The organism is Algoriphagus sp., from assembly GCF_039969895.1.
GTDB lineage: Bacteria > Bacteroidota > Bacteroidia > Cytophagales > Cyclobacteriaceae > Algoriphagus.
Genome location: NZ_JBDVMZ010000008.1, coordinates 223,548 through 249,144, shown reverse-complemented (window position 1 = coordinate 249,144; position 25,597 = coordinate 223,548). Strand labels below are relative to the sequence as shown.

The window sequence follows — 25,597 nt, the reverse complement described above, 5'->3', positions numbered from 1 at the left end:
GGGACTCAGAGAGGTCTCGGTGCCTAGTTGAATTACTTCAAACTTCCCGTCATTTCCTCAGGTTTTACCCATTCAGTGAATTGCTCAGAAGTCAATAGCTCCAATGCGATGGCCGCTTCTCGTAGGCTTGTGCCTTCTTTATGCGCTTTTTTGGCGATAGCTGCTGCATTTTCATAGCCTATATGCGGATTCAAAGCGGTCACTAGCATCAAGGAATTCTCTAAATGTCTTTGGATCATAGGTGTATTAGGCTCTATTCCAATAGCACAATTGTCATTGAATGATATGCAAGCATCTCCGATCAAACGTGCCGACTGCAGGAAGTTAGTTGCGATCATTGGCTTGAACACATTCAATTCAAAATGCCCGTTTGATCCTCCGATAGTGATCGCTACATCGTTGCCCATTACCTGAGCGGCGACCATAGTGATGGCTTCTACTTGAGTAGGATTTACTTTGCCTGGCATGATAGAAGATCCAGGCTCATTCTCAGGAATCAAAATTTCCCCAATTCCAGACCTAGGTCCTGAAGAAAGCATTCTTACGTCATTGGCTATTTTCATCAGAGAAACTGCCAATTGCTTCAGTGCGCCGTGTGTTTCAACCATTGCATCATGTGCTGCGAGTGCTTCGAATTTATTCTCAGCAGTTATAAAAGGTTGCCCAGCAAACTCAGCAATTTTCTTTGCCACGAGCTCAGAATATCCTTGAGGTGTATTGAGGCCTGTTCCTACGGCCGTTCCCCCAAGTGCTAATTCTGACAGGTGGGATAAGGTATTTCTCAACGCTTTTAGGCCATGATTAAGTTGTGCCACATAGCCACTGAACTCCTGACCAAGCGTGAGGGGAGTTGCATCCATGAAGTGCGTACGGCCTATTTTCACCACATCTTTAAATGCCTCAGCTTTTGCTGCAAGTGTATCTCTAAGTTTCTCTACCCCAGGAATCGTCGTTTCCATCACCATTTTATATGCAGCGATGTGCATAGCAGTTGGGTAGGTGTCGTTGGAAGACTGGGACTTATTTACATCGTCATTTGGGTGAATTTTCTTTTTAGCATCTTCCAGAGAGCCTCCTAAAAGTACATGAGCTCGGTAAGCGATGACCTCATTAGAATTCATATTGGACTGCGTACCCGAACCTGTTTGCCATACGACAAGTGGAAATTGATCGTCATGCTTTCCTTCCAAAATCTCATCGCAGACCTTGCTGATGATGTCAGCTTTCTCCTGTTCCAAGACGCCTAGTTCTGCATTAGTTTGAGCTGCAGCTTTTTTCAGAATCGCAAATGCATGAGTGATTTCAACTGGCATGCGGTTTTTCTCTCCACCAATTTTGAAGTTATTGATGGAACGTTGGGTTTGTGCGCCCCAGTATTTGTCAGCGGGTACCTCTACAGGCCCCATCGTGTCTTTTTCTATGCGGATACTCATATAGGTTAGATTTATTGATTTTTAATTTGCGGGCTAAATTAAGCTCTAATGCTATTTTTCCCTAACTCGTCAAAATGTAATGCTCAATCCTTCATCTGAAAATTGATCAGCTTGTGGAATATTTGGCGGGAAGTTTTGACCTGTCGATTGAAGAAATACATCGCAGTGAGGTAATTCGCCAAGGCCAAGGAAAAGCAAATGGTGGCGTATGAATAGTTGGGAATCACGAGCGCATACATAGCCGTAAAAGCTACTAGTACGATAGACCAAAACGCCAAAAAAAACATAGCTCCGGGGAAAAGCCTGTAGCTGAGGAAGATAATGCAGCCGCGCGGGGTGCCTTCGATTTTCCCTAAAACCAAGGGCAGAAATGTGTCTGCTCTATTCACCACTTTGGATATTCTAAATCCTCTTCGGCCGATTAGCCCATTGAAAATGATGTTTCCGTTCGCTTGTGTTCTTTGGTCTAGAAAATTGACCTCTTTCGTCACTCGATTCAAGTGCCCTAATACTTCTTCTTTGGAAAGAGCACTTACTAAGGTTTCACTATCGTAGGGCAAAAGATTCAAAACATATTATTTAACGGCAATGCAGGAGATCTCTACATTTACATTTTTGGGAAGTTTGCTTACTTCTACTGTTTCTCTAGCTGGAGGGTTTGATTTGAAGTATTGACCATAGGCCTCATTGATTGTGCCAAATTCATCCATATTTTTAATGAAAATGCTGCATTTCACTACATCTGAAAAGGAGAATTCCGCAGCTCTCAAGATCGCTTCCATATTTTTCATGACTGCATGCGTTTCTTCGGTAATGTTCTCATTGATCAATTCCCCTGTTTCGGGATCAAGGGCTATATTGCCTGAAACATAAAGTGTGTTTCCTGCAAGCACTGCCTGAGAATAGGGCCCAATAGGCGCTGGAGCCTCTTTTGTAAATATGATTTTGTTTGACATTTGAATTACTTTTTTAGGAACTTTAATTTTTAAACTCTACTTACTTTTAACTGCGACGGTTTACTTTTTCTTCGCTTCATTCCAATACACATCCATCTCAGCTAAGGTCATTTCACTCAAGGTTTTTCCAGACTCTTTTGCAGCTTCTTCCAAATACTGAAATCGTTTGATGAATTTTTTGTTGGTTCGTTCCAAAGCTTCCTCTGGATTGATGTTTATAAAACGGGCGTAATTAATCAGTGAAAAGAGTAAATCACCGAACTCCCCGCTTACTTTCTCCAGGTCGATTTCTTTTTTCTCAGCTGCATTGAATTCATCCTTGAATTCCTGCATTTCTTCTTCCACTTTCTCCCAAACCTGACTTTTCTCTTCCCAATCAAACCCAACTCCCCGAGCTTTCTCCTGTATCCGCATGGCTTTGATCAGTGCAGGCAGGGATTTAGGCACGCCACCTAGGACAGATGTATTGCCTTTTTCGGTCAGTTTTATTTTTTCCCAGTTTTGCTTCACAGCTTCTTCGTCATCCGCAGTGACGTCGCCATAGATATGTGGATGACGCCGAATTAGTTTGTCACAAAGCGTGTCAATTATCGTTTTCATGTCGAAATTGCCTTCCTCTGAACCGATTTTTGCATAAAACACAATGTGAAGCAAGATGTCACCGAGTTCCTTTTTGATTTCGTCTGGATTTCCTTCCAAGATTGCATCCGAAAGCTCAAAAGTTTCCTCAATGGTCAAATGTCTGAGGCTTTCTGTCGTTTGCTTTTTATCCCAAGGGCATTGCTCCCTGAGTTCATCCATGATCGTAAGTAATCTATCAAAAGCAGACAATTGCTCGGCTCGGGTACTCAAATATGTCATGGGGTAGGAAACTATGCTAGACTTAGGAACGTTTTCGAAACAAAGCTTTAAATTTGCGCAAATTTATCCGTTATGACAACCGTATTTCTAACACTTGGTTTCGTTGCCTTATTCTTCATTTTGATGTCTGTACGACTTTTATTTCTTAAAAATGGAGAATTCAAGGGGACCTGTGCTTCCCAAAATCCCTACTTGAACAAAGACGGGGCTACTTGTGGGTTTTGCGGGAAAACAGTAGATGCAGACAGCAGCTGTGGTAATCCTGACAATGAAGTCGATAAGGTTCTGGCCAAATTTAAGTAATAAATCTCGGTCCTCCTGGAGGATTTTTCAGTTTTTAACCTAATTATCTTATCATCCGTGTCACTAATTAAATCAATCTCTGGCATCAGAGGAACTATTGGAGGAAAAGCCGGTGATGGCCTAACTCCTATTGATATTGTCAAATTCACCGCTGCTTACGGAGCGTGGGTTTTGGAGAAAACAAACAACCCCAAAGTAATCATAGGTAGAGATGCTCGTCTCTCGGGCGAAATGGTGTCCGGGTTAGTTTCTGCCACACTTCAAGGTCTAGGAATTCATGTGATTGACTTGGGCTTGAGTACTACACCGACCGTTGAGTTTGCTGTTCCTCTGGAGAAAGCAGGCGGCGGAATCATTCTTACCGCCAGTCACAATCCAGTGCAGTGGAACGCATTGAAGCTGTTGAATGACAGAGGTGAATTCATCTCCGATGCTGAAGGCAAGGCGATTTTAGAAAAGGCTGAAAAAGAAGACTTTACTTTCGCTGAAGTGAAAAAACTGGGGAGCTATTCCCAAATCAACGATTACATCGAGCGCCATATTCAGCATGTGCTGGACTTGGAATTAGTAGATGTGGATGCCATCAAAGCCAGAAACTTTAAAATAGTAGTGGATGCGGTAAATTCCACCGGCGGGATTGCTGTTCCCATGCTTTTAAAGGCTTTGGGAGTGACAGAGATCGAAGAAATGTTCTGTACACCTGATGGCAACTTTCCCCATAATCCAGAGCCACTACCTGAGAATTTAAGAGATATTTGCCAAAAACTAGAGCGTGGAAGCTATGATCTGGGTATTGTAGTAGATCCAGATGTAGATAGATTGGCATTTATCAATGAAGACGGTTCTACCTTTGGTGAAGAATATACTTTAGTCGCAGTAGCGGATTATGTGCTTTCCAAGACCCCTGGCAATACCGTGTCAAACCTCAGTTCTACCCGAGCACTACGTGATGTGACGGAGAAAAGAGGAGGAGTTTATACTGCATCTGCGGTAGGAGAAGTAAACGTAGTCAACCAAATGAAAGCAGTGAATGCTGTTATAGGCGGTGAAGGAAATGGTGGAATTATCTATCCAGCATCTCACTATGGACGAGATGCTTTGGTAGGAATCGGTTTGTTTTTGACTCATTTAGCGAATTTTGGAAAGTCTATTTCTAGACTTCGAGCCACTTATCCAAGCTATCATATTTCAAAAAATAAAATCGAACTCACCCCTGAGATAGACGTCGATAATATTTTGCTGGAGATCAAAAAGAAGTATAAAAGCCATCCAATCAACGATATAGACGGAGTCAAAATCGAATTTGAAAAGGAATGGGTACATTTGCGGAAGTCAAACACAGAACCGATTATCCGGATTTACTCCGAATCTGAATCTGAAGCAACGGCTGAGCATCTTGCCAAAAAGTTAATTGCAGACATCAAGGAAGTGGTAAGTGCCTCCATGATCTAAAAGCCATAATAAGACTGTGTGTTTCAGCTTTTTCGTCTGAGCGAAGCTGATCGCACGCTTAGCGAAGTATTAGACCAGCATTGAGGCTACTCCGGTCTTCGTTCTTTAGTCCAGCCGACCAAAAGTGAAAAGAAGATTATTGGTATCTGTGCGGGTAATAATGATAAAGAATATACAACCCAAAAAGAGTGCAATGAAAATCTATTTCGACAACGCAGCCACTACGGCAATGGATGATCGAGTGATCGACGCCATGATTCCGTTCATGAGAGATCATTACGGCAACCCATCTTCTGTCCACAGTTTTGGTCGGGAAGTGAGAACTGCGATTGAGAGATCTCGAAAGAAAGTAGCAGAGCTGCTAAACGCATCACCAGCAGAGATTTTTTTCACCTCTGGAGGAACAGAGGCAGACAATACGGCGATCGTATGCGGAATAGAAAGTCACGGAATTACTCATGCGATCACCTCTCCGCTGGAGCATCATGCGGTCTTGCATACGTTGGAAATGTGCGAGAAAAAAGGCCATATTAAGCTAAGTGTGCTCGATGTGAACGAGAAAGGCGAGCTAGATCTGAATCAACTGGAAGAGTTGCTGAAGGCTAATTCTAAGAGCCTCGTGTCACTGATGCATGCAAACAATGAGATCGGAAACCTGAATGATCTCAATAGGATCGGAACTCTTGTAACGGAGTATGGGGCGTTTTTCCATTCTGATACTGTGCAGACCATGGGGCATTATGTCCATGACATGAAAACTCTTCCTGTAGATTCTATTGTAGCAGGTGGACATAAATTTCACGGGCCAAAAGGGTCTGGATTTCTTTACGTAAGAAAAGATAAGAAAATCCATCCCCTGATTCACGGTGGTGCTCAAGAGCGGAATATGCGTGGCGGAACTGAAAATGTAATCGGTATTATCGGCATTGCAAAAGCCCTGGAGATCGCCTATGAAGACATGGCTGAGCATCAAGTTCACGTTGAAGCTATCAAAAAACATTTCATCCAAAGTTTGACTCAGGAGATTCCGGGAGTAGAGTTCAACGGGCTTTCTGCAGCTATGGACAAAAGCCTTTATACGGTGCTCAGTGTGAGCCTGCCACCATCCGAAGCAAATAGCGGCATGTTGTTATTCAATCTTGATTTGGAGGGAATTTCTGCATCAGGTGGATCAGCTTGCAGTTCTGGAGCCACTGTAGGGTCCCATGTGTTGCGAGCGATCAATCATACTCCAAGCAGAGACGCAGTACGATTCTCATTCAGCCGATTCAACACCCTAGAAGAAGTGGATTATACAGTTGGTAAGTTAAAAGAACTTTACGCTGTCGAAGCTTAAGAAATAAAAAAGGAGCTCTAAGGGCTCCTTTTTTATTTCTTAGTTTTTTCATTTTTCACTTCCATAATTCTCACTTCCCCTTATATCCAATCGCATACGGTGTCCAGATCTCATAGATAGGATCGCCTTTGGAACTCAGCCCACTGTGATGCCATTCTCCATCTTTCACTTCATAGTTGAAATCCAGATTCGCGCCTACACGGCTATCATCACGAGAAAAGAAAGTGATGTTTTCTATATACTTCCCATCTTTGGCTGTATAGGTGCCTCCGCCAGTTCCTGAAAATTCTTTTGTCTCTGAGTTGAAAGCAATCCATTGAAAACGACCGCCACTCAGGATTTTTACCGTTCTCCTGGCACCTGGTGTTGATCGGGAGATCTCCTCACCACGTTTTCTACCTGTAATTACCCAGTTTCTAGTCAAGTCATCTTTCGAATCAGAGACTTTTTCCCAGATTTCTACCAGCATTTTTCCATTGATTTCTGAAGAGATGACCATCTTTTCATTTACCCAGTCTAAGGTATATTTATTCGTAGTACCTACCTGAAATGGATCCAGTGTGAAGAAATCAAGTGTTTCGGTATATTTTCCTTCGTTGTAAGAAAAAGGTCCACCGCCTGCACTGACAAAATGATTATCAGAGATTCTTTTGGCCCCAAAAGCGAAATAGTCATCTTGATAAATTTTGATGTACTCTATGTCTTTCACTTCATTACCGTCCTGATGGGTTAGTTTCCAAGACCCTTCGAGGGACTGGGCTTCTGTCCAACCGAAGAAAAATAGCGCTGCAAATAAGAGGAGAGTTGCTTTCATGATTTATCAGGATTTTATTTATCCTTTAATTTCCACAAGAATTAGGAGAAAACCAACGCCTTATTTATAAGGTCTTAGGCATAGTTGACGAGAAGCATAAGGATGCATCATGAATTCATTCACAGGAGGAAGTTCCAAAAATCAAGTTTTGGCAATGCTTCCACCGAGGCGAATTCATAAAATTAACATGGATAATCAGCTCATAGCAATGGGGCGATCCCAAAAAAAAATCTACCCATTTCAGGCTATTATCCCCATAGAAGAGCACCATTAGTGTAGGATTCTTTATCAAGTGCGCAGGATGGGATTTGTCACTTGCACCAGTATAGATTTGATCTCTTGACTGGAGAGGTAAAAGTGGAGTCCTGTGGCAGATTAGTGGTTTATCCCACAGAATTAGCGAGGGAAGGATTGAAAATAGCACTGCCTTCTAAGGAAAATTTATGAGAAATACCTACCTAGAATCTGTTGATTCGATTGTAATTTTAAGGAATAAGATCCTTAGTATATGAATTGGAAAGATATTGGCGACAGCTGGATATTCATTGCCACACAAACGACTACCCGTTATTTTGTGATAGCAGGAGTGGTGTTTTTTATTTTTTATGTCTTGCTCCAAAGGGCCATGGCTGCTCGAAGAAATCAAACCACCCTTCCTGGCTGGAAGCATTATCGAAGGGATATTGGCTTTTCTCTAATCACGATTTTGATTTTCTCTACCATGGCAACATTGGTTTTCATTGTCTTCAGTGACTATTCTAATTTTTATTGGCCTTGGGATAAGTATGGGGTTATTTATTATTACCTCACTTTTCCTGCAATGTTATTGATCCATGACGCGTATTTCTATGCGACTCACCGATTGATGCATCATCCTAAACTTTTTAGATTGGTCCATCGAATCCATCATTTGTCCACCAATCCTTCCCCATGGACTGCTTATGCATTTCATCCCTTGGAAGCTATAATCGAGGCTGGAATCATCCCCGTCATTGCATTTACCTTACCGGTAAATCCTTCTGCTTTGGGATTATTCTTGCTTTTCCAATTTTTCTTCAATGTGTATGGGCACCTAGGTTTTGAGCTTTTCCCCGCCAAATTTCATAAAACATGGATCGGTAGGTGGGTAAGTACCGGCACTGCGCATAATCAACATCATCAGCATTTTCATGGTAACTATGGACTTTACACTTTAATTTGGGATCGACTCTTTCATACGCTTCGCAAAGATTATGATCAAAAATATGAGCAGGTGACTGCCGGGAAACCCGTGCAAAGTTCTCATAAGGTGAAAGTTTAGTAGTTTATTTTTTAGTAGATTCCATTCACAGGTTGATTTTGAATCGCTAATAATTTATTGACCATTAGTTGAAAGCTGCACTCAAGTCCATGAAAAATTTCCTACTGCTTACCCTCGGGATTACTTTAGTATTGGCTAGTTGCCATGAAAAATCAGTTGAACATGATTACACCGATTGGTCACACTACGGAGGTCCAGTCGATGGCTCACGTTATTCTTCTTTGGCACAGATCACCAAAGAAAATGTAGCCCAACTCGAAGTAGCTTGGATTTATCACACCGGTGATGCCACCGAGCGCTCGCAGATTCAATGTCAGCCTATTGTGGTCAATGGATTGCTATTTGGGTCCACCCCCGCACTGAATGTTTTTGCACTGAATGCAGCCACCGGAGAGGAAGTTTGGCGATTTGATCCATTTGAAGTGTTAGGAGGGGAAAATTCTTGGGCAGGGACAAATCGCGGCGTGAGTTATTGGGAAGATGGAGAAGACAAGAGGATACTCTTTGGTGCGGGAAATTGGCTGATGGCTGTGAATGCACTGACAGGAGAACCTATCCTTACCTTCGGAGACGGCGGAAAAGTGGATTTGCGAAAGGGATTGGATACGGATCGTGAAGATTTCCTTATTGTTGCCAATGCACCGGGGGTGGTTTATGGGGATTTGCTAATTATCGGAATGCGGCTTTCCGAAGGCTTGGATGCTGCGCCTGGGCATATTCGTGCCTACAATATCCGAACCGGCAAGCGGGAGTGGATTTTTCATACTATTCCTCAAGAAGGAGAATTTGGATATGATACTTGGGATGCAAAAAACATAAAGCAGATCGGAGGTGCCAATAATTGGGCTGGAATGACGGTGGATCAGGAGCGAGGAATTGTGTTTGTACCCACGGGCTCGGCTACGTATGATTTTTGGGGAGGCTATCGCAAAGGAGATAATTTATTTGCCAATTCTCTCCTTGCGCTCAATGCATCTACTGGCAAACGAATCTGGCATTTTCAGGCAGTGCATCATGACGTATGGGATCGGGATTTTCCCGCAAATCCAAATTTGATACGGATCCAAAAAGATGGAAAATGGATCGATGCAGTGGCTCAGATTTCCAAGCAAGGGCTGACTTATGTCTTCGACCGTGAGACAGGTGAACCTGTTTGGCCAATTGTAGAAACTCCAATTTCCCAATCTGTTATGCCTGGTGAATTTAGCTCAGCTACTCAGCCAATTCCAACGTTTCCCGAACCCTTTATGAATATGACCTTCGGAGAAAAAGACATACTCAATCTAAAGCCTGAATGGGAAGCTGATATCAGAAGTCAACTTGAAGGTGCAAGTTATGGGGACACTTGGGCGCCGCCTCATCCTGACAAGCCGATTGTACTTTTCCCGGGAATGGATGGTGGTGGAGAATGGGGCGGAGCTTCCTTTGATCCTGAAACTCAGACTTTATATGTAAATGCCAATCAGATACCCTGGCTAATTGGGATGACGCCAAATGCTGATTTTGAAAATATCGGGAAGTCCGTATATACAAACTACTGTGGTAATTGTCATGGGTTAGATCGGAAGGGAAATCCTCCTACAATTCCATCTTTGCTAACTGTTAAAGAAAAATATTCCTACGATTCCCTGGCTCTTTTGCTGCAGAATGGGCGGGGTGCCATGCCTTCATTCGCTCACATTACTGATAAAAACCGAAGGATTTTATTAGAATACTTGCTGGATAAGGCACCTGCTGAAGGAGACAAACAAGAAATGGCTGGAGTTTCCTCCCAGCTTTATCCTCGCTATTACATGGATGGGTATAAGAAGTTGGTGACTAAAGATGGGCTTTATGGATCGAATCCTCCTTGGGGTCTTTTGACTGCCCTAGATATGAAAACAGGGAAAAAGAAATGGCAAGTTCCTTTAGGAGAAATTGACTCATTAAGTGCTGAGGGTTTTGCTCCTACTGGAACTGAAAATTATGGCGGGCCGGTGGTGACAGCGGGTGGAGTGCTATTTATAGCAGCTACCAAGGACGAAAAGATCAGAGCATTTGATAAGGAAACCGGTGAAATTCTCTGGGAAGCTAAACTTCCAGCTTCAGGGCATGCAACTCCCGCGGTCTATGAAATGAATGGAAAGCAATTTCTGGTCATTGCTTGTGGAGGGGGAAAAGGCACAAGAAGCGGTGACGCCTATGTAGCTTTTGCATTACCCGATTGATTCAACTATCTAACCGCCATAATAGGCGGATTTTCGGCCACTTAATTCATCTATCGCAAATTTCCCCGCGCCGAAAATGAAGATGCAAAAGAATACAGTGAAGTATAAAAGAGGTAATTCTTTTTTCCCAAAAGGATCAGATGCATGCGCTACAAAAGCTGCTGTGAGCATAGTGACCATGAGTGGGATTGTGGCCAAACGGGTTTTAAATCCTAAGATAATGAGTATGGCACAGATGAATTCAGCGAAAACTGCCAGGGATAAAGAAACCACAGGCCCAACTCCAAGAAAGTCCATGAATTTGATGGGCTCATCCCCAAACAATCGTAGCAATTTTGGATACCCATGAGTTAACATCATACCTCCAGCACCTAATCTCAGTACTAGTAGTCCAATATCCTCTAAAACTGGTTTCTTCATTATTAGGGGTGAATTTTGATAGGATGAGTATAATTAAGGGTTTGAATTGAAAATTCAAAAGAAATATCCATGATCAGTCTCATGCTGATTTAATCGCAAGAAAAAACGGCAACCTACCAGGTAGCCGTTTGATTAATTGAGATTGGGGTTAAGTATGTTTATTTACCTTTTTTGTTAATCATGGTCATTACAGTTTGACCGATTACTTTCAAGTCAGTAATCAGATTCACTTGACTGAGGTATTTCAAATCCAACATCATTCGCTGACACATTTCTTCTACTGTTTCAGCATATCCGTAGTCCACCTGACCAATGGAAGTAATACCCGGTCTAATGGTGAGTAACCGAGTATAAATTGGCTGTCTTGCTACAATCTGCTGAATGAAATGTGCACGCTCAGGTCTAGGGCCTACTACGGACATATCTCCCATCAATACATTGAAGAACTGAGGAATCTCATCTAAGTGAGTTTTTCTCATAAAATTACCCCATTTGGTAATTCTTGGATCATTGTCAGAAGTCAACTGTGGACCGTTAACCTCAGAATCCACGATCATACTTCTGAATTTAAGAATGAAAAAGGGCTGTCCATTTCTACCAATTCTTTCCTGTTTGTAAAATACGGGACCTTTGGATGTAAGCTTGGTGATAGCCATCAAAGTGAGAAATACAGGCAAACCTGTAACAATAGCAAGAGAAGAAAAAAGAATATCGAATGTTCTTTTTACAAATCTTGTGGTTAATTCTATCCCTTCATTCACTCTTTGTGAAACAGAGCTTCTTGAAATGTTATCTAGCGTGAAAAGGTCAGGGATTATTCGCCCCGCCTGGTAGCCTTTGAAAACAATTTCTTGTTGGTGTGATTGATTACGTATCATTGGTTTAGTCTTTTAAGTCAAATACTGTGGTGCTAGGTAATATCCAATTGGGATGCCAAGCGTAAACAGCCCTATCTACGCCAATAGGGAGCTTTCTAAGATGATTTTAACATTAATTATGTGGAGGCAGTCCACACTGTGAGAGAGATATTCCCTGAGCTAATTTCAGGAGCGGTTCCAATAAGCCTTTGTCATTGAAAAGGATTTGCGAAACTGTACTGGGAGTGATTGGTAATTAAGTCCTAGTTTATAGCCAACGAACTTTGCTCCGGTTGCTATTAAGCATTTTGGAATCAAAAGTGGGTTGTGTTTAAAAGTGTAGTTGAGTTCTGATTTGAGATACTTGAATCCTTCACTTTCTGCCCGGCCAAATTTTTCGAAAATCCATTCGTTATTGACATGAAATACTCCGATGTCAAAATACCGTTTGAATTCTTCAATGGCTGAATAGTTATGTGAGTGGTGTATTTTGGAGTCCGAAAGGTACGCCATTTTCCATCCATCCAACAACATTTTTCCGGCAATTAAAACGTCTTCACCTAAAATAGAGCCACTGGGAAAGCCATTTACTTGAAAAAAGGCAGTTTTTCTATAGGCAGCAAAAGAATTGGAGCAGGAGATCGTACGAATCCCGTAGCGGTCAGCATCTTCCAGACTCTTTATTTTGGACTCAGCAGGGTAATTAAAAAGTCGGGCGTGAGTCTCCAGAACCTTTGCATTTTTGTGTGGAAGTTGGCGTCCATAGACCATTCCCAGTTCGGGATTTTTTTCCAAAGCGCTTACCATTATTGCTAGTGCATCTGGTTCGGCGAGAATCGCATCCTGTGTAAGGAATACAAAAACATCAGCATCCGGAAACATTTCAGCAGCCTTCTGACGTGTCCCGCCATGATCAAAATCCTTTTTATCGATCTGGATTAGGTCGCAGGTGCTTTTATCGATCAGATCCAAAGTTCCATCTGTCGAACCCGAATCGATAATCACCAATCTCGAAATAGCATAGTTCTGCTTAGCCACTCCAGCGAGTACTTCTTTCCAGCTATTGCCGGCATTCAGTGTGGGTATAAAAAGATTAACTTTCATAGGTTAAAAATAAATTTCTGAGACTTCCACTTCTCCATAATTGGCAGTGCCCGATACGAGTTTCTCCTTTCCAATCGAAGCCTTGCCTTTTCCTATCAGAAGCACAGTTTCGGTGTTTTCTATGCCCCTATATTCATTTCCTTTCAGAGTCAGCTGATTAGGATGATGACTTCGAAAAGCTTGGTTTTCTTTTCCTCCTTTGATTGAAGTAATGATATTATCTTTTACGGTCAGGGCTGTGGAATTTTCATCAAAGATGGCTGTGTTAAAGGATTTGATGTGATTTCCTACGATCTGAATATTCCTGGCTGTTTTTCGTAAAACAATGGCAGAAGAATTTTCGCTCAGAATCTCGTTATTCTCAATCAACGCGTCATCGGCCTTTATAATCAGGAGAGTGGGTTTTTTGGATTTATTCTCTATCTTATTTTCTGTCAGATGCAGCTTACCTTTCATGTTTAAGTTGATCGAGGCATTCGAAATTCTGTTGTTTTCAATGTCCATTTCTTTGACATGAATTCCGTCAGGGAATGAGAGTGAACCCAGCTCATTATTTTTGATTTGGATTTTCTCAGCCTTGGTATTTGCGATCAAATTGATACTACTGAACCTGTTTTTTTCCAGAACCAATTCCTCCAGATCGAGCGTGACTTCTACTTGATTGTCTGCCCAGTTATCTTTTGCCAGGATCACGCCACAACTTTCCACATAGATCGCCGGGCGGTTGTTTCGATAGGCTTGATTTTTATATAATAGCACATTGGATATATTAATCAGCGTCCCGATACCGGATCCATCAGGAGTTGATTCTCCCTTGACAAAACCATTGTCGCAAGAGATATTATAGGCAATCACACAGGCTATGTCCATCGCTTTTTCAGGTGAGCGATTATTTATATCCACCGCATCAGCAGCGTTGGAGTCGAAGATGTTGTTAGTGAAATTATAGTCTTTTTCTTTGCCTTTGTCGCCAAAAGCTACCTGAATCGCCGACATCCCATTGTGATGAATGACATTGTCTAGGACTTCTATATTCCGGCTTCCATAGATGAAAATACCATTTTCTCCATTTTGATAAATCTCTGAGTTCCGAATGGAAATGGTGTTGCTGGAAAGAATTCTTATTCCAGTGCCAGGCTGATAACTGTGAGTTTCGGACCGTGGCTTCCCAAAATGATGGATTTTTGAATTCACGATTTCAATCCCGCTTGATTCGAAAGTCAGAATACCAGGATATGCCCGTAACTTGGTAGAGTCACCCGTAAGGTTCGTATTGTAAACACTGATTTGATGACACTTGAGAAGGTAAATTCCCTCATTTTTGGATTCCCCACGCAGAGAAATAGTTACATTTTTCACTTCTTGACCCAAAATTAGTGGGTTTGGGGAATTCTGTTTTTCCATGGAATAGGCTCCATCTATAGCAGCTGAATGATGCTTGATCAGCCCTTCGGAAAGAATATTCACTCCAGATCTAAGTAGGAGAGTGCGAATCAGATATTCACCCTCGGGGAAAAAAACTGTGTCTCCTTCTGATGCTTGGTCGATCACTTGCTGAATGGCCTCAGTCTGGTCATTTTGGGAATCAGCCGAAACTCCAAAATCCAAGATGTTTAACTGCTTATTATCGCTAGCTGAATCTGTCTGGCAGATGGCCGTGAATGGGAAGGAAACAAGAAATAGTAGGAGGAACTGAATACGCATTTTCATGAGTTGGTTTAAGAGAGAATGGTCTCCCAGGTTTCAGCAGCTGTTTTCTCCCAGCTAAATTCCCTTGCTCTTGCCAGTCCTTTGACGATGCATTCCACATAGAAATCCTCATCATCCACGAGTTTTTCTATACCGGATTGTATGGCGCCTACTTCGTGAGGATTCACGCAAAGCGCAGCTCCACCTGCGATCTCTGGGAGCGAACTGGTATTGGAAGTCAAAACCGGAGTGCCGGAAGCCATGGATTCTATAATTGGTAAGCCAAATCCTTCCATCAGCGAGGTAAAAAGGGTGGCATGAGCACCTTTGTACAACTTAGGCAAATCTACTTCCTCGATAAAACCCAAAAACCGAACCCTTTTCTGAATTCCCAAGCTGCCTATCAATATCGCCAATTCTGGATCTTCGTTTCCAGAAAGGTAAAACATGAAGTCATTTGGAATTCTTGCTTTCGCAAAAGCAGTTAGCATCGCCGGTACATTCTTGTTTGTCCGACGATTGCCCACATATAGAAAATAGGGACGAATGCTCACGAATTCCTCCTCATTCTTCAGAAAATGATCATCCACTCCGTTGTAAATCACTCGGATAAGCTCATCAGGAATTCCGAGGATTTCTACCAGCTGACTCTTGGAAAAATGGGACACTGTGATGATCTTCTTAGCTTTTTGCGCCAGCCTGGCAATCACCTGCTCATAGTAAATCTTATGCAGTTTTGAGTAGTAAAACAAATGCATCAAATCATGAACAGTAAAGATGAAAGGCACCTTAGAAAAAGCTGGTGGCATAAAAGATGGACTGTAGAATACCTCAGCGTTTGATTTCTTTATTTCCTCACCCAGCATGAGCGGGGAAAGCAAGCTGCCGAGACCCATTTTGCTTTTCACATATTCACAAGAGACCTCAGCGGGTGGATAGTTCATGACCTCCTGATACAATCTGCCAATCCCGGTATTTCCCGCCCAGCGACTATCGACTAATATCTTTTTCCGGCGATTCATAGGCTGAGTTTTATGTTTTTGAAGTCGATTTCGAGCAGGCTTCCGATGAGGTAGCTTAAGCACAGATACATGATTATATCATTGTCATAGCCGGAGTATAGAATCATCATGATGGCGATGATTGGGAGGAAAAGTGCTGACCAGAGCTTATTATTTGATGTCCTTTGCCAGCAATCCTTGATAAACCACACGAAAAAAGCCAGATAGGAAAAGAACCCTATAATCCCCATCTGTAGATAGGTGGAAAGAAATGTATTGTGAATATGGGGTTCACCTCGGTAGAATTCAGCGTTTTGCTTCAAGAATTCAGGAGCACTCATAAAGCCATTTCCCAAAGGCGATATCTTGCCAAAATGCTCGAAGAAAGCCGTCCAATAGACTAATCGAATTCCCATTCCATCATTGGAAGAAGTCAAAGAGTCCACCCGGATTATTTTCTGAAGGACAAAAGGAATAGTCACAGCAAGTAAAATGAGCAGTGCGATCTTCCATTTTTTCCCTAAAGAAAACCACAAAAGCAGGAATACTCCGATCAGCAATGCGACGATAGGCGTGCGCGACAGACTCAGAAATGCAATCAAAAAAGCAAAGAGAATTCTCCAGCTTGAGAGCTTGCTTTTCAAAACCACAGGGATGCAAATGAATGAAAATGCCATCAAAGCGATCCTGCCGCCAAACATGTTTTTGTCCTCTAGACCCCAATAAAATAGGGATGGATTGTAAAGTGTGCTAGCCTCACCGGAGGAGTCGCTACCAGTGATCAGTCTGAAATCGTACGCTTGATGATAGCCCAACAGCTGAACGAGAGAAAGTGCCAAAACCGCAAGGAGAACCATATCCAGCTTGGCAATCAGAGACTCATTATCGCGCGAGCCTAGCCAATTCACAGCGAAAAAAAGAAAGAGGAAATTGATGACGAGTTTGATGATATTTGTCAGGGCTAGCGCCTCTCCTGGATAGTGAAAAAGAAAGCTCAGGACGGCGTATAAGCTAAAAAATGCAAGGGCTACGGACCATTTTGGAAATGTGAGTTGGGGAGTTTCTCTGTAAAAAAAGAAGGAATTGAGTAAGAAAAGTGCCGGATAGATTTTGACCGGTAGGAACATGGAAATCAGAGAAAGTAGGAACAGGTATTCCGCTATGGAAATAGCTTTCCAATCATTTCCTTGAAGTTCGGAAATTGGATTTGAAAGAGTGATTTCAGGAGTGCTCATTTCGAAATTACCGTTTTTGACCTTTTAATGCCTGTTCTAAAACCGATTCATATTCTCCTATCAGCCGATTTGCATCCAATATCGACGCTACCGATTCCCTAGATGCCTGGCTGAATAGATTGTATTGCTCCGGGTTCTCGTACAGAAAACTCATGGCAGAACTCAGAGAATCTGGATCCTCATCGTAGCAGTACAACCCATTGATTTTATCTTTGACAGTTTCCTTTAGCCCACCTCTTTTGTTTGCGATTACGGGCACGTGATTAGCCAATGCCTCGATTGCCACCATCCCTAGCGGCTCTTCCCAAAGCGAGGGCACGATAAGCACGTCGATTTCTGAGAGGAATTCTGTAGAATTTACGTAGCCTAGAAATTCGATTTTGGAGTCTTGCGCCAATTTCTTCAGCTCATCTTCATAGGCTCTCTCTCCTTTTCCGGCGATACTTAAGCTCGCATCGAAATTTAATTTTTTGAATTGCTCGATTAGCCAATTAAGTCCTTTTACTCGCGAGAGCGTTCCTAGGTATCCAAATCGGATGGGTTGGTTTCCCAGCCTAGCTGATTTAGGAGGTGGATTTGAAATAGTGCGGGTATTGTAAATGATGTGTTTGGAAGCATTTTCGAAGTATCCGAAAGAAATAAATCGCTCCAAAATACTAGAGCTGATTCCTACTACAGCGCTGACTTGTTTGGACTTTGCGGCATGCTTGCTTCGCAAAAGCTTACAGCTGAAACATTGATTTTCGCAGGTTTGCTCATTTTTGAACATGTTACTGTTTGGGCAAAGCAAATACAAATCATGCAACACCTGAACGATGGGAATTTCAGCTTGATAAATTGGTTTCCATACTTCGGCAGACCATCCAGCAAGATTGTGACAGGAAACGATGTCGGGATTCTCTATCTTCAACACTTCTTCTACTACACGTGACATTTTTTCGTTGGACTGGTCCTGATAGTGCCAATTAAGCCCCGCTAGTTTATTTCTCTTGACATTTGAATAAGGCCAATAAGAATTTTCTAATCCAGCTCTATATACTTTTATCCCATCTACGTTATGTTGATGTAGGCCTTTTTCGGGCATCAAACTCAAGACTACGACTTCGTGTCCGAGAGATTGCAAGCCTTCCACGATTAGTTTCAAGGAAATCTCTGCACCACCTTCGATCAATGGACTATAAAGAGTGTTGATGTATAATATTTTCATTGTTGGATTTAGCTGAAAAAGGACATCAATTCAATACGCTTTCGTAAAGCGTGAGTAAGCAATCGGTTACTTTCTGTTTGTTGTTTCTCTCTTGTACCAAATCCCTCATTCTATGGCCTTTTTCTATCAGAGCATCTGGATTTGTCTGATGAATCTGAATGGCCTTTTGAATCTGTGTTTCTAATGCTTCCATATGATCCACTTCATCGCTATAAGAGTAGTCAAAGACATTTTCACCTCCATCCAAGTCATCAATAGTGCCAATTCTCGGGCAGATAACGGTCCTCCCGTAGGAAAATCCCAGAACTACAGTTCCTGAATTTAAGCTGCTTTCCAGGGAATATGGCAGAATGAGAAGGTCAGATTGATGAATTAAGCTAGGTAGTTCGGTGTCAGGAATAAATTTCAGCTCCAAAGTGAGGTTACTTATTCCTTTTGCCAATTCTTCCAATTCACCTTTGTATGAGTCAGAATTCGGGTTTCCTGCGATTGTTATGTGTGTTTCACTTTCAAACCTTTTCGCCATTTGAAGGAGAAGTTCGATGTTTTTATAAGGTTTGATCGCACCGATGAACAAAAGTTGCAGTCGTGGTTTTTTTCTCTCCTTGCTTTCTGGAATCAGCGGCCCATACACCTCAATAAAATCCGGATGCGGAATATGGACAATCTTGGCTTTGAGATGCGGATATTGACTACGCAAAATCTCCTCAGAAACTTTGGAGTGAATCACTACCGCATCGGCTTGAGCAACAATTTTTTTTGTAAGTGTACGGCTTAATTTCCCTGATTTTTTTTCGTGGGAAAGTCTATTGTGCATCGTCCAGACGAGTTTCTTTTTCCCAAATCGAATCGCGGCAAGAACTACAAGCTTTCGAAAGTAGCTCGTCCACATACGTTTCGCACTGCTGTCGTCCAGATTTTCAAACCAATTCAAATGAAGTAATTTGATGGACTGATAATGTTTGCTTGACGAAAGAAAATCATCCAATGGGTTCACGTCATACCCATGCTTTTCCAATCCATTGATTAGAATAGCTATGTATTTGTTTTCCTTGTTTTCGCAGGGATTGAAGATGATTTTGGTGCGTGAATCCATTGTGGTTAAGTGGTTTTTGAATTCATGCTTTTGGCCAACGCGACTCCGATGTCTTTGATCGATAAACCAAATTTACCCAGCGTTTTCATCCAATTTTTGGCTTTCTGCATAGGATTACTTCGCATAGAAAGCATCATGGTGTACAATTTCTTATCATGCATATACCTGTCTTTTTCCTTCAACAAATGCTGATAAATCACTTTTTCTGAAGGATGCGGAGGATGAATTCGCATGAATTCTTCAAGCCAATCTGAGTAACTCAAATCTGCCATCATTTTGTGAAGATCATTTCCTGTGGAGGTGATCGAAAGACGGTTGCTGCGATACTCAAAAACAGGTTTGTTGGTATGCGCAATTCCTTTCTCAGCTGAAGCGATAAAAGCCGTGATGTCATCGGAACCCCAAGCCAGCGGCAGTTTGTAGAATCCACCCTGAGATCTGAGCGCGGAAATGTTATATAAATAATCTGAAATGTAATTTGAGCGAAGCTGACGTAAGCGGTGCCAAATGGAATCGTAAACGTATTCAAAAGCAGGAAGCGCTGGAGTCAGCACGACATCGTTGCCATAATCATCGATGATTTTGCTGCGGCAATGATAGACATGAAGTGTAGGGTGACTATCAATCAAACGGGAAAATTCTTCCAGATAGTCTGGAGCCAACCGGTCATCATCACCCATTATGACGAGGTATTCCCCAGTGGAGAGTTCCAGGCATTTATTCCAATTGTCCACCAGATGGTATGCGCCGACATTTTTTTCGTTCTTAAAATACCTAATTCTAGGATCTTGGTTTCTCTCTACAATTTCCTCAATTGGCTCGGGAGAGAAGTCATTCAGAATGATCAGTTCAAAGTCCTCAATAGTCTGCGCCAAAATACTATCAATGCATTCTTGCAGGTATTTGCTCTTGTAGGCAGGAATACAAATCGAGAATTTATGCTTACTCATTGGGTGTTTTTCGTTTCAAAATTTTCAATCGGAGAAACTCAATGTCTTCCGATTTGATGATAAACATAACGTGTAGCGCGGCAAAAACCGTAGTGAAAATCACTGAGGAGATAAGCATTGACCACCAGCCTAAAGGGAATTCAAACCATTTTTTCACCCCAAAAGCCAGAGCAAAAGCAAAAACAGAAGCTATGACCGATGGTGTGAAAGCTCCAAAAAATATCTTCAGACTATCGAGGTTCAATACTTTTGGGATGTAATAAATATAGAAAAAACCGATCTGAATCAGCATATAAGCCAGATAGCCTAATACTGCCGCACCTACATTCAGGGTGGGAGCAAGAATGATTGTAATCGGAAGCGATAGAATACAGGCCATCGCAGAAGAATAGATCAAGAAGCGGGTTTTGCCTGAGGAAAGCACCAAACTAGCCACCGGAGTATTGTGCATATTCAGCAATACAGTGAGCAACCAAATGTTCAGCCATACCGACAAATGGAGGTAATCTTTCCCCATGTAGAGGAGTAGGATCGATTCAGAATTAAGCACAAGTAGAAAAACGATGAAACTTAAAAAAATTGAAATATAGCGGGTGGCTGTGAAAACCAGCTTCTCCATTTTGGTTTGATTTCCTTCCTGATATACTTTGGAAGCTGAGGGCAAAAGCACCTGAAGGAATATCGTTCCGAAGGAAATAATCAGCATCGCTATCGTCTGTATCACCCGATAATCCGTCAATACATCGATGCCGGAAGCGTATTTAGCCAGTAGAATTGGACGTAATTCATTGGCCGTAAGCTGGAAAAGCCCCATCAGGAAGATTGCAGAACTATAGCCGATGATCTCTCTGAATATTTTCCCATCCCATTGTGGTTTAATGAGTTGGCCTAGGGGGATAGGGAAGACTCGGAGTTTTAGAATATTCAGTGGTATCGGGACGAGCGTGGAGATCGTGTAGAAAAGAAAGTATAGTGGCAGCGACCACTTGAAGTGAATTGCGGTAATAGCTACTACAAAATTCAATACACTGCTGACCACCGTCACGCGATTGACGTAGCCCAGTTCATCTTTGGCGCTGAGCAGTTGGATGATGACATTCGACAGCCAGTTCAAAACTGTACTTGCCGATAGAATGTACATCATGATCCTGTAAGTAGGAATTTGATCAGAATTCAGGTTGAAGAAAAACTGGCCATAGTTGGCCATGAATATGAAAATCAGCGCGTTGACCAGGCCAATCGTCCCGTAGAAAATGATGCTGGATCTTGAAGCTTTTCCGATATTTTGCCAGTCAGCTTTAGCTTCCCACATGGAGAAAAAGCGTACAGATCCGACGTTCATGCCGAGATCCATCAGCCTCAAATAAGCGTTGAGCGAAAAAGCCAACGCGATCAATCCGTAGTCAGCTTTGCCATAGTAGCCAACCAAAAGCGGTATGGTTACGAACTTGGCGGCGGCATCCAGAATTTTTGCTAAAATCCCCCAGACTGAACCTGAAAAAATACGATGAACGGCAACTGGTTTTGTACTCAAAATAGTCTTTGGATGATATTATGCTGAATTTACAACCTACTTACCAAAAATAGTTCCTGAGGTTAATTTATGCAGATTTAAAATCGAGTACCTTTTTTGTAAAGATTGCAAAGACAAAGACAAACTCAACCTCTAAGAAACGGTTTATTGCTAATTCCAAGAGGCTTGAGGTTCAGAATAAAGGGCCATGGACTAACATCTATGGACTATTGACTAAAAATGTACACATGACAAAAGTCTTAATTATAGGAGCGTTCGATCGATACAATTACGGCGATCTACTTTTTCCATTGGTGATAGAAAGACAGCTCAGTACCTATGGAGAGGATTTTCAGTTTGAATATTTCGGTCTGGTGGAGAGTGATCTTTCCAGGGTTGGTGGCTTGCCGACGAAGGGGTTACAGAAGTTTTATAAAGCCTGTAGTGATCCAAATGATCCTGTGCACGTGATTATCGCGGGTGGTGAAGCTCTTGGAGTGACTTGGAATTCATTGTATGCGGCTCTGAATCCACTTTTCCAGCGAATCAATAAGAGGCATGTGCGAGTCAATAAAGTGTTGGATCTGAATGCCTGGACTAAGAAAATCTTAAAAGGGAAGACCACACTTCCTTTCGTTTTTGATAAATCTGACTTCGCTGGCGTCCAATCTGTGACTTTGAATTCCCTCGGTGGTTCAGGGCTTGGGAAAGCACTTTTTGAGAAATACGATTTCCTGAAAGAGAAGCTTCAGAATGCTGATTATTTCGCTGTAAGAGATCAGCTGACCGTGGATAATTTATTTAAAAATGGCCTAAAGGCTGATCTTTTTCCAGATTCTGCCATCCTGATGTCGGAGTTTTATCCATTGAATTTCCTACACAAAAATGTGACTCAGGAGGTAGCTGGATATGTCGCTGAGCACTCTGGAACGTATGTTTTTGCACAAATTAATAAGAAAACAACGCGTGGTCACGAGCAGACGATTGCAAGTGGATTGGACGAAATTTACCAAAATGGCCAAACGGAAATTTGCCTTTGTCCAATTGGGAAAGCGCTGGATCATGATGACCACGAAGCCTTGCAGGAGCTAGGATCGCTAATGCACAGTCCTTACACCTACTTCGATGCTGATAATATCTGGGACATTATGTATTTGATCGCGAACGCAAAATGCTACGTGGGGACGAGTTTACACGGGGCGATTACGGCTATGAGTTTCGCTGTGCCACATGTGGGTCTGAAAGTGGAGAAACTCGGTGCTTATTTAGCAACTTGGGGGTTGAAAGGCAATCAGCGCTCCATCGAATTCTCGGAAATCTATGAGCAATTCAAAGTTGCGACAAATGCCACTAAGGAAGAGCTGGAAGCATCCAGAGATCGGCAATTCACTGAGATCAAGAAGGGATTTGATAAGATGGTGAAAGTGTTGGAGTCAAATTAAGAGCAGTTTTTACTCATTTTACATTATTTCAAACTAAATATTATCCGTGATTTTTGTGATTTGAATCACAAAAATGGTATAAAAAGGGATTTACGATTTCAGTACACAAACGCGTTTTTTTATTCAACCTGCCAGCTTGTCACCCTTTCATACCAAAGAATTATTTGTCATTTGACTTTTAAGACTTTTAAGTTTCATTATTCTAACAACATTCCGCCAATCTGCGAAATATCCTCTTTCGGTACGAAGGTTGTTTTTAACCTGTCAGGTTAAATAAGTTAAACCTTTATTTATCAAATTATCAACATTTAAAAGCTGTAATTCAATTCTGATTTGTTTCCACTTCAGTCCCTCCACACGGGAGAGCCAGTTTTGGGAAAAATCAATTTTATATAAAGAAAAGCAAAATGTCTAAGCAAAGAATTCTCATCAAATATGGTGGGAATGCGATGGTCAATCCCCAGTTGCAGCAGGAAATTGCAGCACAGATTTTTAAACTTCATAAAGCGGGATTTGAAGTCATCCTAGTTCACGGAGGTGGACCATTTATCAATAAAGCATTAGAAAAAGCAGCCATCAAATCGCAGTTTGTGGATGGCCTCAGAGTGACGGAAGCAATTGCTTTCGCAGAAATCCAAAAAGCTCTGATCGGAGAGGTGAATGCAAATCTGATCTCCACGCTTAATCAACAAAAATTAAAGGCTGTTGGTCTTTCCGGCAAAGATGCCGGGATGGTTCAGGCAAAAAAGTACCAACACCAATCTTCCGATGGACAAGAGGTTGATTTTGGTTTGGTGGGCGAGATTACAAGAATTGACAATTTCTTGGTCAACTTACTTTGCGAGGCCGGATGTGTACCGGTGGTGGCTTGTATCGCTGACGGAGCAGATGGACATTCTTATAATATTAACGGCGATACTTTTGCCGGAAAGCTCGCTGCTGCGGTTCATGCAGAGCAGCTGATTGTATTGACTGACGTGGATGGACTTTTTCTCAACTATCCAGATCCTGAATCAATAATCAAAACCCTCAATGAAGATGAGGTCCGATCACATATGGGCTCAGTAATTCAAGGAGGTATGATTCCAAAAATTCAATCTTGTTTATTGGCATTGAATGAAGGAGTGAAGAAAGCAATCATTCTGAATGGAACTAAGCCTCAGCAACTATCTGATTATGTGATTGATAATCAGAAAATCGGAACCACTATTACTCTCAAATGAACTATGACTAATCAAGATTTATATTCTAAAGACAAGGAAAATTATCTTCCAACATTCAACCGCATGCCACTGGCATTCATCAAAGGCAAGGGCAGCCGGCTCTGGGATGCAAATGGAAAGGAATACATAGATTTATTGGCTGGAATAGCTGTGAATAATGTAGGCCATTGCCATCCGCACGTGGTGAAAGCAATTCAGGAACAAGCGGCTCAGTTAATTCATATTTCCAATTTTTTCGTGAGTCCACAGCAAGTTGCGCTGAGTGAATTGCTGGTGAAAATGTCAGGTTTGGATCGGGTCTTTCTTACAAACAGTGGCGCAGAATCAGTTGAGGGAGCTATTAAAATTGCCCGGAGATATGCGCATAAGCAGGGTAAAGGCGGAAAAGTGATTTCCATGCAAAATTCATTTCACGGTAGAACTTTAGCGACCATAGCAACTGGTCAGAAGAAGTATCAACAAGGTTTTGGGCCTATCCCAGCCGGTTTTACCCAGGTTCCTTTTAATGATCTTGCCGCTGTAGAAGCAGCTATCGATGGTGAAACTGCGGCAGTGATAGTTGAGCCGATACAAGGTGAGGGCGGTGTTGTTCCTGCGGAAAAAGCCTATTTGGAAGGACTGCGAAAGGTGTGTGATGAAAAGGGCATTTTGCTGATTTTTGATGAAATCCAATGTGGAATCGGTAGAACAGGAAAATGGTTTGCGAAGGATCATTTTGGAGTGCAGCCGGATATCATGACTTTGGCTAAAGGCCTAGGTGGAGGTGTGCCGATTGGTGCTTTGCTGTGTAACGAAAAAGTTGCGAGCGCCATTGAGTTTGGGGATCATGGAACAACCTTCGGGGGAAATCCTCTGGTATCAGCTTCGGCAATAGCTACGATAGAAGTGATCAATGAGGAGCAGCTTTGCAAAAGAGCAACTGAAACCAGCGAATGGCTGAGAGGAAAATTAGCTGTTCTGATCGAAAAGCATGAGGAGCTTGAGTCCGTCAGAGGATTAGGGTTGATGCTAGGGGTGAAAATGAAATCGGAAGCCAAACCCTATGTCCTGCGATTACTTGAAGAGGGAATTGTGACCAATGCCACGGCTGGAAATATTCTGAGACTAGTTCCTGCATTGAATATCAGCAGAGATGATCTGAATATTTTCTTGGAAAAACTAGACAAAACCCTATCTGAAACCACCGTATCCGCCTAAT

Annotated in this window: 23 protein-coding genes; 8 read left to right on the top strand and 15 right to left on the bottom strand. The window is 42.2% G+C overall.

Features of this window, described 5'->3' with window-relative positions:
* Positions 1–32: 32 nt before the first annotated feature.
* From fumC to mazG, 4 genes are all read right to left on the bottom strand, one after another.
* Entirely contained in the window at positions 33–1,433 is a 1,401-nt protein-coding gene (gene fumC, locus ABJH64_RS05250; RefSeq protein WP_348274117.1) for a class II fumarate hydratase, read from the bottom strand.
* Positions 1,434–1,516: 83 nt separating this feature from the next.
* A complete protein-coding gene (locus tag ABJH64_RS05245) occupies positions 1,517–2,002 on the bottom strand; it encodes a hypothetical protein (RefSeq protein WP_348274118.1) in 486 nt (161 codons plus the stop codon).
* Between the two features lie 6 nt (positions 2,003–2,008).
* Positions 2,009–2,389: a RidA family protein gene (locus ABJH64_RS05240; RefSeq protein ID WP_348274119.1), complete on the bottom strand. Its 381-nt coding sequence runs from the start codon at positions 2,387–2,389 to the stop codon at positions 2,009–2,011.
* 60 nt (positions 2,390–2,449) lie between these two features.
* On the bottom strand, positions 2,450–3,250 hold the full coding sequence (gene mazG / locus ABJH64_RS05235) for a nucleoside triphosphate pyrophosphohydrolase (protein ID WP_348274120.1): 801 nt from the start codon (positions 3,248–3,250) through the stop codon (positions 2,450–2,452).
* A gap of 72 nt (positions 3,251–3,322) precedes the next feature.
* On the opposite strand from mazG, the gene ABJH64_RS05230 reads away from it, so the two are divergent.
* From ABJH64_RS05230 to ABJH64_RS05220, 3 genes are all read left to right on the top strand, one after another.
* Positions 3,323–3,553 carry a hypothetical protein gene (locus ABJH64_RS05230; protein WP_348274121.1) on the top strand — a complete coding sequence of 77 codons (231 nt, stop codon included), beginning with the start codon at positions 3,323–3,325 and terminating at the stop codon, positions 3,551–3,553.
* Positions 3,554–3,610: 57 nt separating this feature from the next.
* Complete coding sequence (gene glmM, locus ABJH64_RS05225; protein WP_348274122.1) at positions 3,611–5,005, top strand: phosphoglucosamine mutase; 1,395 nt, start codon at positions 3,611–3,613, stop codon at positions 5,003–5,005.
* Between the two features lie 193 nt (positions 5,006–5,198).
* A complete protein-coding gene (locus ABJH64_RS05220; protein ID WP_348274123.1) occupies positions 5,199–6,341 on the top strand; it encodes a cysteine desulfurase family protein in 1,143 nt (380 codons plus the stop codon).
* Between the two features lie 70 nt (positions 6,342–6,411).
* Here ABJH64_RS05220 and ABJH64_RS05215 read toward each other — a convergent pair whose 3' ends face one another.
* Positions 6,412–7,155: a hypothetical protein gene (locus ABJH64_RS05215; RefSeq protein WP_348274124.1), complete on the bottom strand. Its 744-nt coding sequence runs from the start codon at positions 7,153–7,155 to the stop codon at positions 6,412–6,414.
* Between the two features lie 508 nt (positions 7,156–7,663).
* Here ABJH64_RS05215 and ABJH64_RS05210 point away from each other — a divergent pair.
* Both ABJH64_RS05210 and ABJH64_RS05205 read left to right on the top strand, forming a co-directional pair.
* The gene (locus ABJH64_RS05210; RefSeq protein WP_348274125.1) at positions 7,664–8,455 is read left to right on the top strand and encodes a sterol desaturase family protein; all 792 of its coding nucleotides are present in this window, start codon (positions 7,664–7,666) and stop codon (positions 8,453–8,455) included.
* 89 nt (positions 8,456–8,544) lie between these two features.
* On the top strand, positions 8,545–10,662 hold the full coding sequence (locus ABJH64_RS05205) for a PQQ-binding-like beta-propeller repeat protein (protein ID WP_348274126.1): 2,118 nt from the start codon (positions 8,545–8,547) through the stop codon (positions 10,660–10,662).
* Positions 10,663–10,671: 9 nt separating this feature from the next.
* Here the strand turns inward: ABJH64_RS05205 and ABJH64_RS05200 are convergent, their stop codons facing one another.
* The 10 genes from ABJH64_RS05200 to ABJH64_RS05155 form a co-directional block, all read right to left on the bottom strand.
* Complete coding sequence (locus ABJH64_RS05200) at positions 10,672–11,082, bottom strand: DoxX family protein (protein WP_348274127.1); 411 nt, start codon at positions 11,080–11,082, stop codon at positions 10,672–10,674.
* A 158-nt stretch (positions 11,083–11,240) separates the two neighbouring features.
* Positions 11,241–11,960, bottom strand: a complete 720-nt coding sequence (locus ABJH64_RS05195) for a sugar transferase (RefSeq protein ID WP_348274128.1) — start codon at positions 11,958–11,960, stop codon at positions 11,241–11,243.
* 165 nt (positions 11,961–12,125) lie between these two features.
* Positions 12,126–13,043: a glycosyltransferase family A protein gene (locus ABJH64_RS05190; protein ID WP_348274129.1), complete on the bottom strand. Its 918-nt coding sequence runs from the start codon at positions 13,041–13,043 to the stop codon at positions 12,126–12,128.
* A gap of 3 nt (positions 13,044–13,046) precedes the next feature.
* On the bottom strand, positions 13,047–14,747 hold the full coding sequence (locus tag ABJH64_RS05185) for a right-handed parallel beta-helix repeat-containing protein (RefSeq protein ID WP_348274130.1): 1,701 nt from the start codon (positions 14,745–14,747) through the stop codon (positions 13,047–13,049).
* Positions 14,748–14,761: 14 nt separating this feature from the next.
* Entirely contained in the window at positions 14,762–15,754 is a 993-nt protein-coding gene (locus ABJH64_RS05180) for a glycosyltransferase family 1 protein (protein ID WP_348274131.1), read from the bottom strand.
* Positions 15,751–16,968 carry an O-antigen ligase family protein gene (locus ABJH64_RS05175; protein ID WP_348274132.1) on the bottom strand — a complete coding sequence of 406 codons (1,218 nt, stop codon included), beginning with the start codon at positions 16,966–16,968 and terminating at the stop codon, positions 15,751–15,753. Before ABJH64_RS05175 ends, ABJH64_RS05180 begins: the two co-directional genes overlap by 4 nt.
* Before the next feature lie 7 nt (positions 16,969–16,975).
* Complete coding sequence (locus tag ABJH64_RS05170; RefSeq protein WP_348274133.1) at positions 16,976–18,175, bottom strand: glycosyltransferase family 4 protein; 1,200 nt, start codon at positions 18,173–18,175, stop codon at positions 16,976–16,978.
* A gap of 25 nt (positions 18,176–18,200) precedes the next feature.
* Positions 18,201–19,271: a glycosyltransferase family 4 protein gene (locus ABJH64_RS05165; protein ID WP_348274134.1), complete on the bottom strand. Its 1,071-nt coding sequence runs from the start codon at positions 19,269–19,271 to the stop codon at positions 18,201–18,203.
* A gap of 5 nt (positions 19,272–19,276) precedes the next feature.
* The gene (locus ABJH64_RS05160; protein ID WP_348274135.1) at positions 19,277–20,221 is read right to left on the bottom strand and encodes a glycosyltransferase family 2 protein; all 945 of its coding nucleotides are present in this window, start codon (positions 20,219–20,221) and stop codon (positions 19,277–19,279) included.
* Positions 20,214–21,755 (bottom strand): hypothetical protein, encoded by a 1,542-nt coding sequence (locus tag ABJH64_RS05155; protein ID WP_348274136.1) that lies wholly within the window; start codon positions 21,753–21,755, stop codon positions 20,214–20,216. Before ABJH64_RS05155 ends, ABJH64_RS05160 begins: the two co-directional genes overlap by 8 nt.
* 227 nt (positions 21,756–21,982) lie before the next feature.
* On the opposite strand from ABJH64_RS05155, the gene ABJH64_RS05150 reads away from it, so the two are divergent.
* The 3 genes from ABJH64_RS05150 (at position 21,983) to ABJH64_RS05140 (ending at position 25,596) form a co-directional block, all read left to right on the top strand.
* Positions 21,983–23,176, top strand: a complete 1,194-nt coding sequence (locus ABJH64_RS05150; RefSeq protein ID WP_348274137.1) for a polysaccharide pyruvyl transferase family protein — start codon at positions 21,983–21,985, stop codon at positions 23,174–23,176.
* A gap of 407 nt (positions 23,177–23,583) precedes the next feature.
* On the top strand, positions 23,584–24,399 hold the full coding sequence (gene argB / locus ABJH64_RS05145) for an acetylglutamate kinase (protein WP_348274138.1): 816 nt from the start codon (positions 23,584–23,586) through the stop codon (positions 24,397–24,399).
* Between the two features lie 3 nt (positions 24,400–24,402).
* On the top strand, positions 24,403–25,596 hold the full coding sequence (locus tag ABJH64_RS05140) for an aspartate aminotransferase family protein (RefSeq protein ID WP_348274139.1): 1,194 nt from the start codon (positions 24,403–24,405) through the stop codon (positions 25,594–25,596).
* Position 25,597: the final 1 nt, after the last annotated feature.

Bases quoted from the DNA above. Each gene is read 5' to 3' on its own strand.
- fumC (WP_348274117.1), bottom strand. From the start codon at position 1,433: ATGAGTATCCGCATAGAAAAAGACACGATGGGGCCTGTAGAGGTACCC.
- ABJH64_RS05240 (WP_348274119.1), bottom strand. From the start codon at position 2,389: ATGTCAAACAAAATCATATTTACAAAAGAGGCTCCAGCGCCTATTGGG.
- mazG (WP_348274120.1), bottom strand. From the start codon at position 3,250: ATGACATATTTGAGTACCCGAGCCGAGCAATTGTCTGCTTTTGATAGA.
- ABJH64_RS05230 (WP_348274121.1), top strand. From the start codon at position 3,323: ATGACAACCGTATTTCTAACACTTGGTTTCGTTGCCTTATTCTTCATT.
- ABJH64_RS05220 (WP_348274123.1), top strand. From the start codon at position 5,199: ATGAAAATCTATTTCGACAACGCAGCCACTACGGCAATGGATGATCGA.
- ABJH64_RS05215 (WP_348274124.1), bottom strand. From the start codon at position 7,155: ATGAAAGCAACTCTCCTCTTATTTGCAGCGCTATTTTTCTTCGGTTGG.
- ABJH64_RS05210 (WP_348274125.1), top strand. From the start codon at position 7,664: ATGAATTGGAAAGATATTGGCGACAGCTGGATATTCATTGCCACACAA.
- ABJH64_RS05205 (WP_348274126.1), top strand. From the start codon at position 8,545: ATGAAAAATTTCCTACTGCTTACCCTCGGGATTACTTTAGTATTGGCT.
- ABJH64_RS05200 (WP_348274127.1), bottom strand. From the start codon at position 11,082: ATGAAGAAACCAGTTTTAGAGGATATTGGACTACTAGTACTGAGATTA.
- ABJH64_RS05195 (WP_348274128.1), bottom strand. From the start codon at position 11,960: ATGATACGTAATCAATCACACCAACAAGAAATTGTTTTCAAAGGCTAC.
- ABJH64_RS05190 (WP_348274129.1), bottom strand. From the start codon at position 13,043: ATGAAAGTTAATCTTTTTATACCCACACTGAATGCCGGCAATAGCTGG.
- ABJH64_RS05185 (WP_348274130.1), bottom strand. From the start codon at position 14,747: ATGCGTATTCAGTTCCTCCTACTATTTCTTGTTTCCTTCCCATTCACG.
- ABJH64_RS05180 (WP_348274131.1), bottom strand. From the start codon at position 15,754: ATGAATCGCCGGAAAAAGATATTAGTCGATAGTCGCTGGGCGGGAAAT.
- ABJH64_RS05175 (WP_348274132.1), bottom strand. From the start codon at position 16,968: ATGAGCACTCCTGAAATCACTCTTTCAAATCCAATTTCCGAACTTCAA.
- ABJH64_RS05170 (WP_348274133.1), bottom strand. From the start codon at position 18,175: ATGAAAATATTATACATCAACACTCTTTATAGTCCATTGATCGAAGGT.
- ABJH64_RS05165 (WP_348274134.1), bottom strand. From the start codon at position 19,271: ATGGATTCACGCACCAAAATCATCTTCAATCCCTGCGAAAACAAGGAA.
- ABJH64_RS05160 (WP_348274135.1), bottom strand. From the start codon at position 20,221: ATGAGTAAGCATAAATTCTCGATTTGTATTCCTGCCTACAAGAGCAAA.
- ABJH64_RS05150 (WP_348274137.1), top strand. From the start codon at position 21,983: ATGACAAAAGTCTTAATTATAGGAGCGTTCGATCGATACAATTACGGC.
- argB (WP_348274138.1), top strand. From the start codon at position 23,584: ATGTCTAAGCAAAGAATTCTCATCAAATATGGTGGGAATGCGATGGTC.
- ABJH64_RS05140 (WP_348274139.1), top strand. From the start codon at position 24,403: ATGACTAATCAAGATTTATATTCTAAAGACAAGGAAAATTATCTTCCA.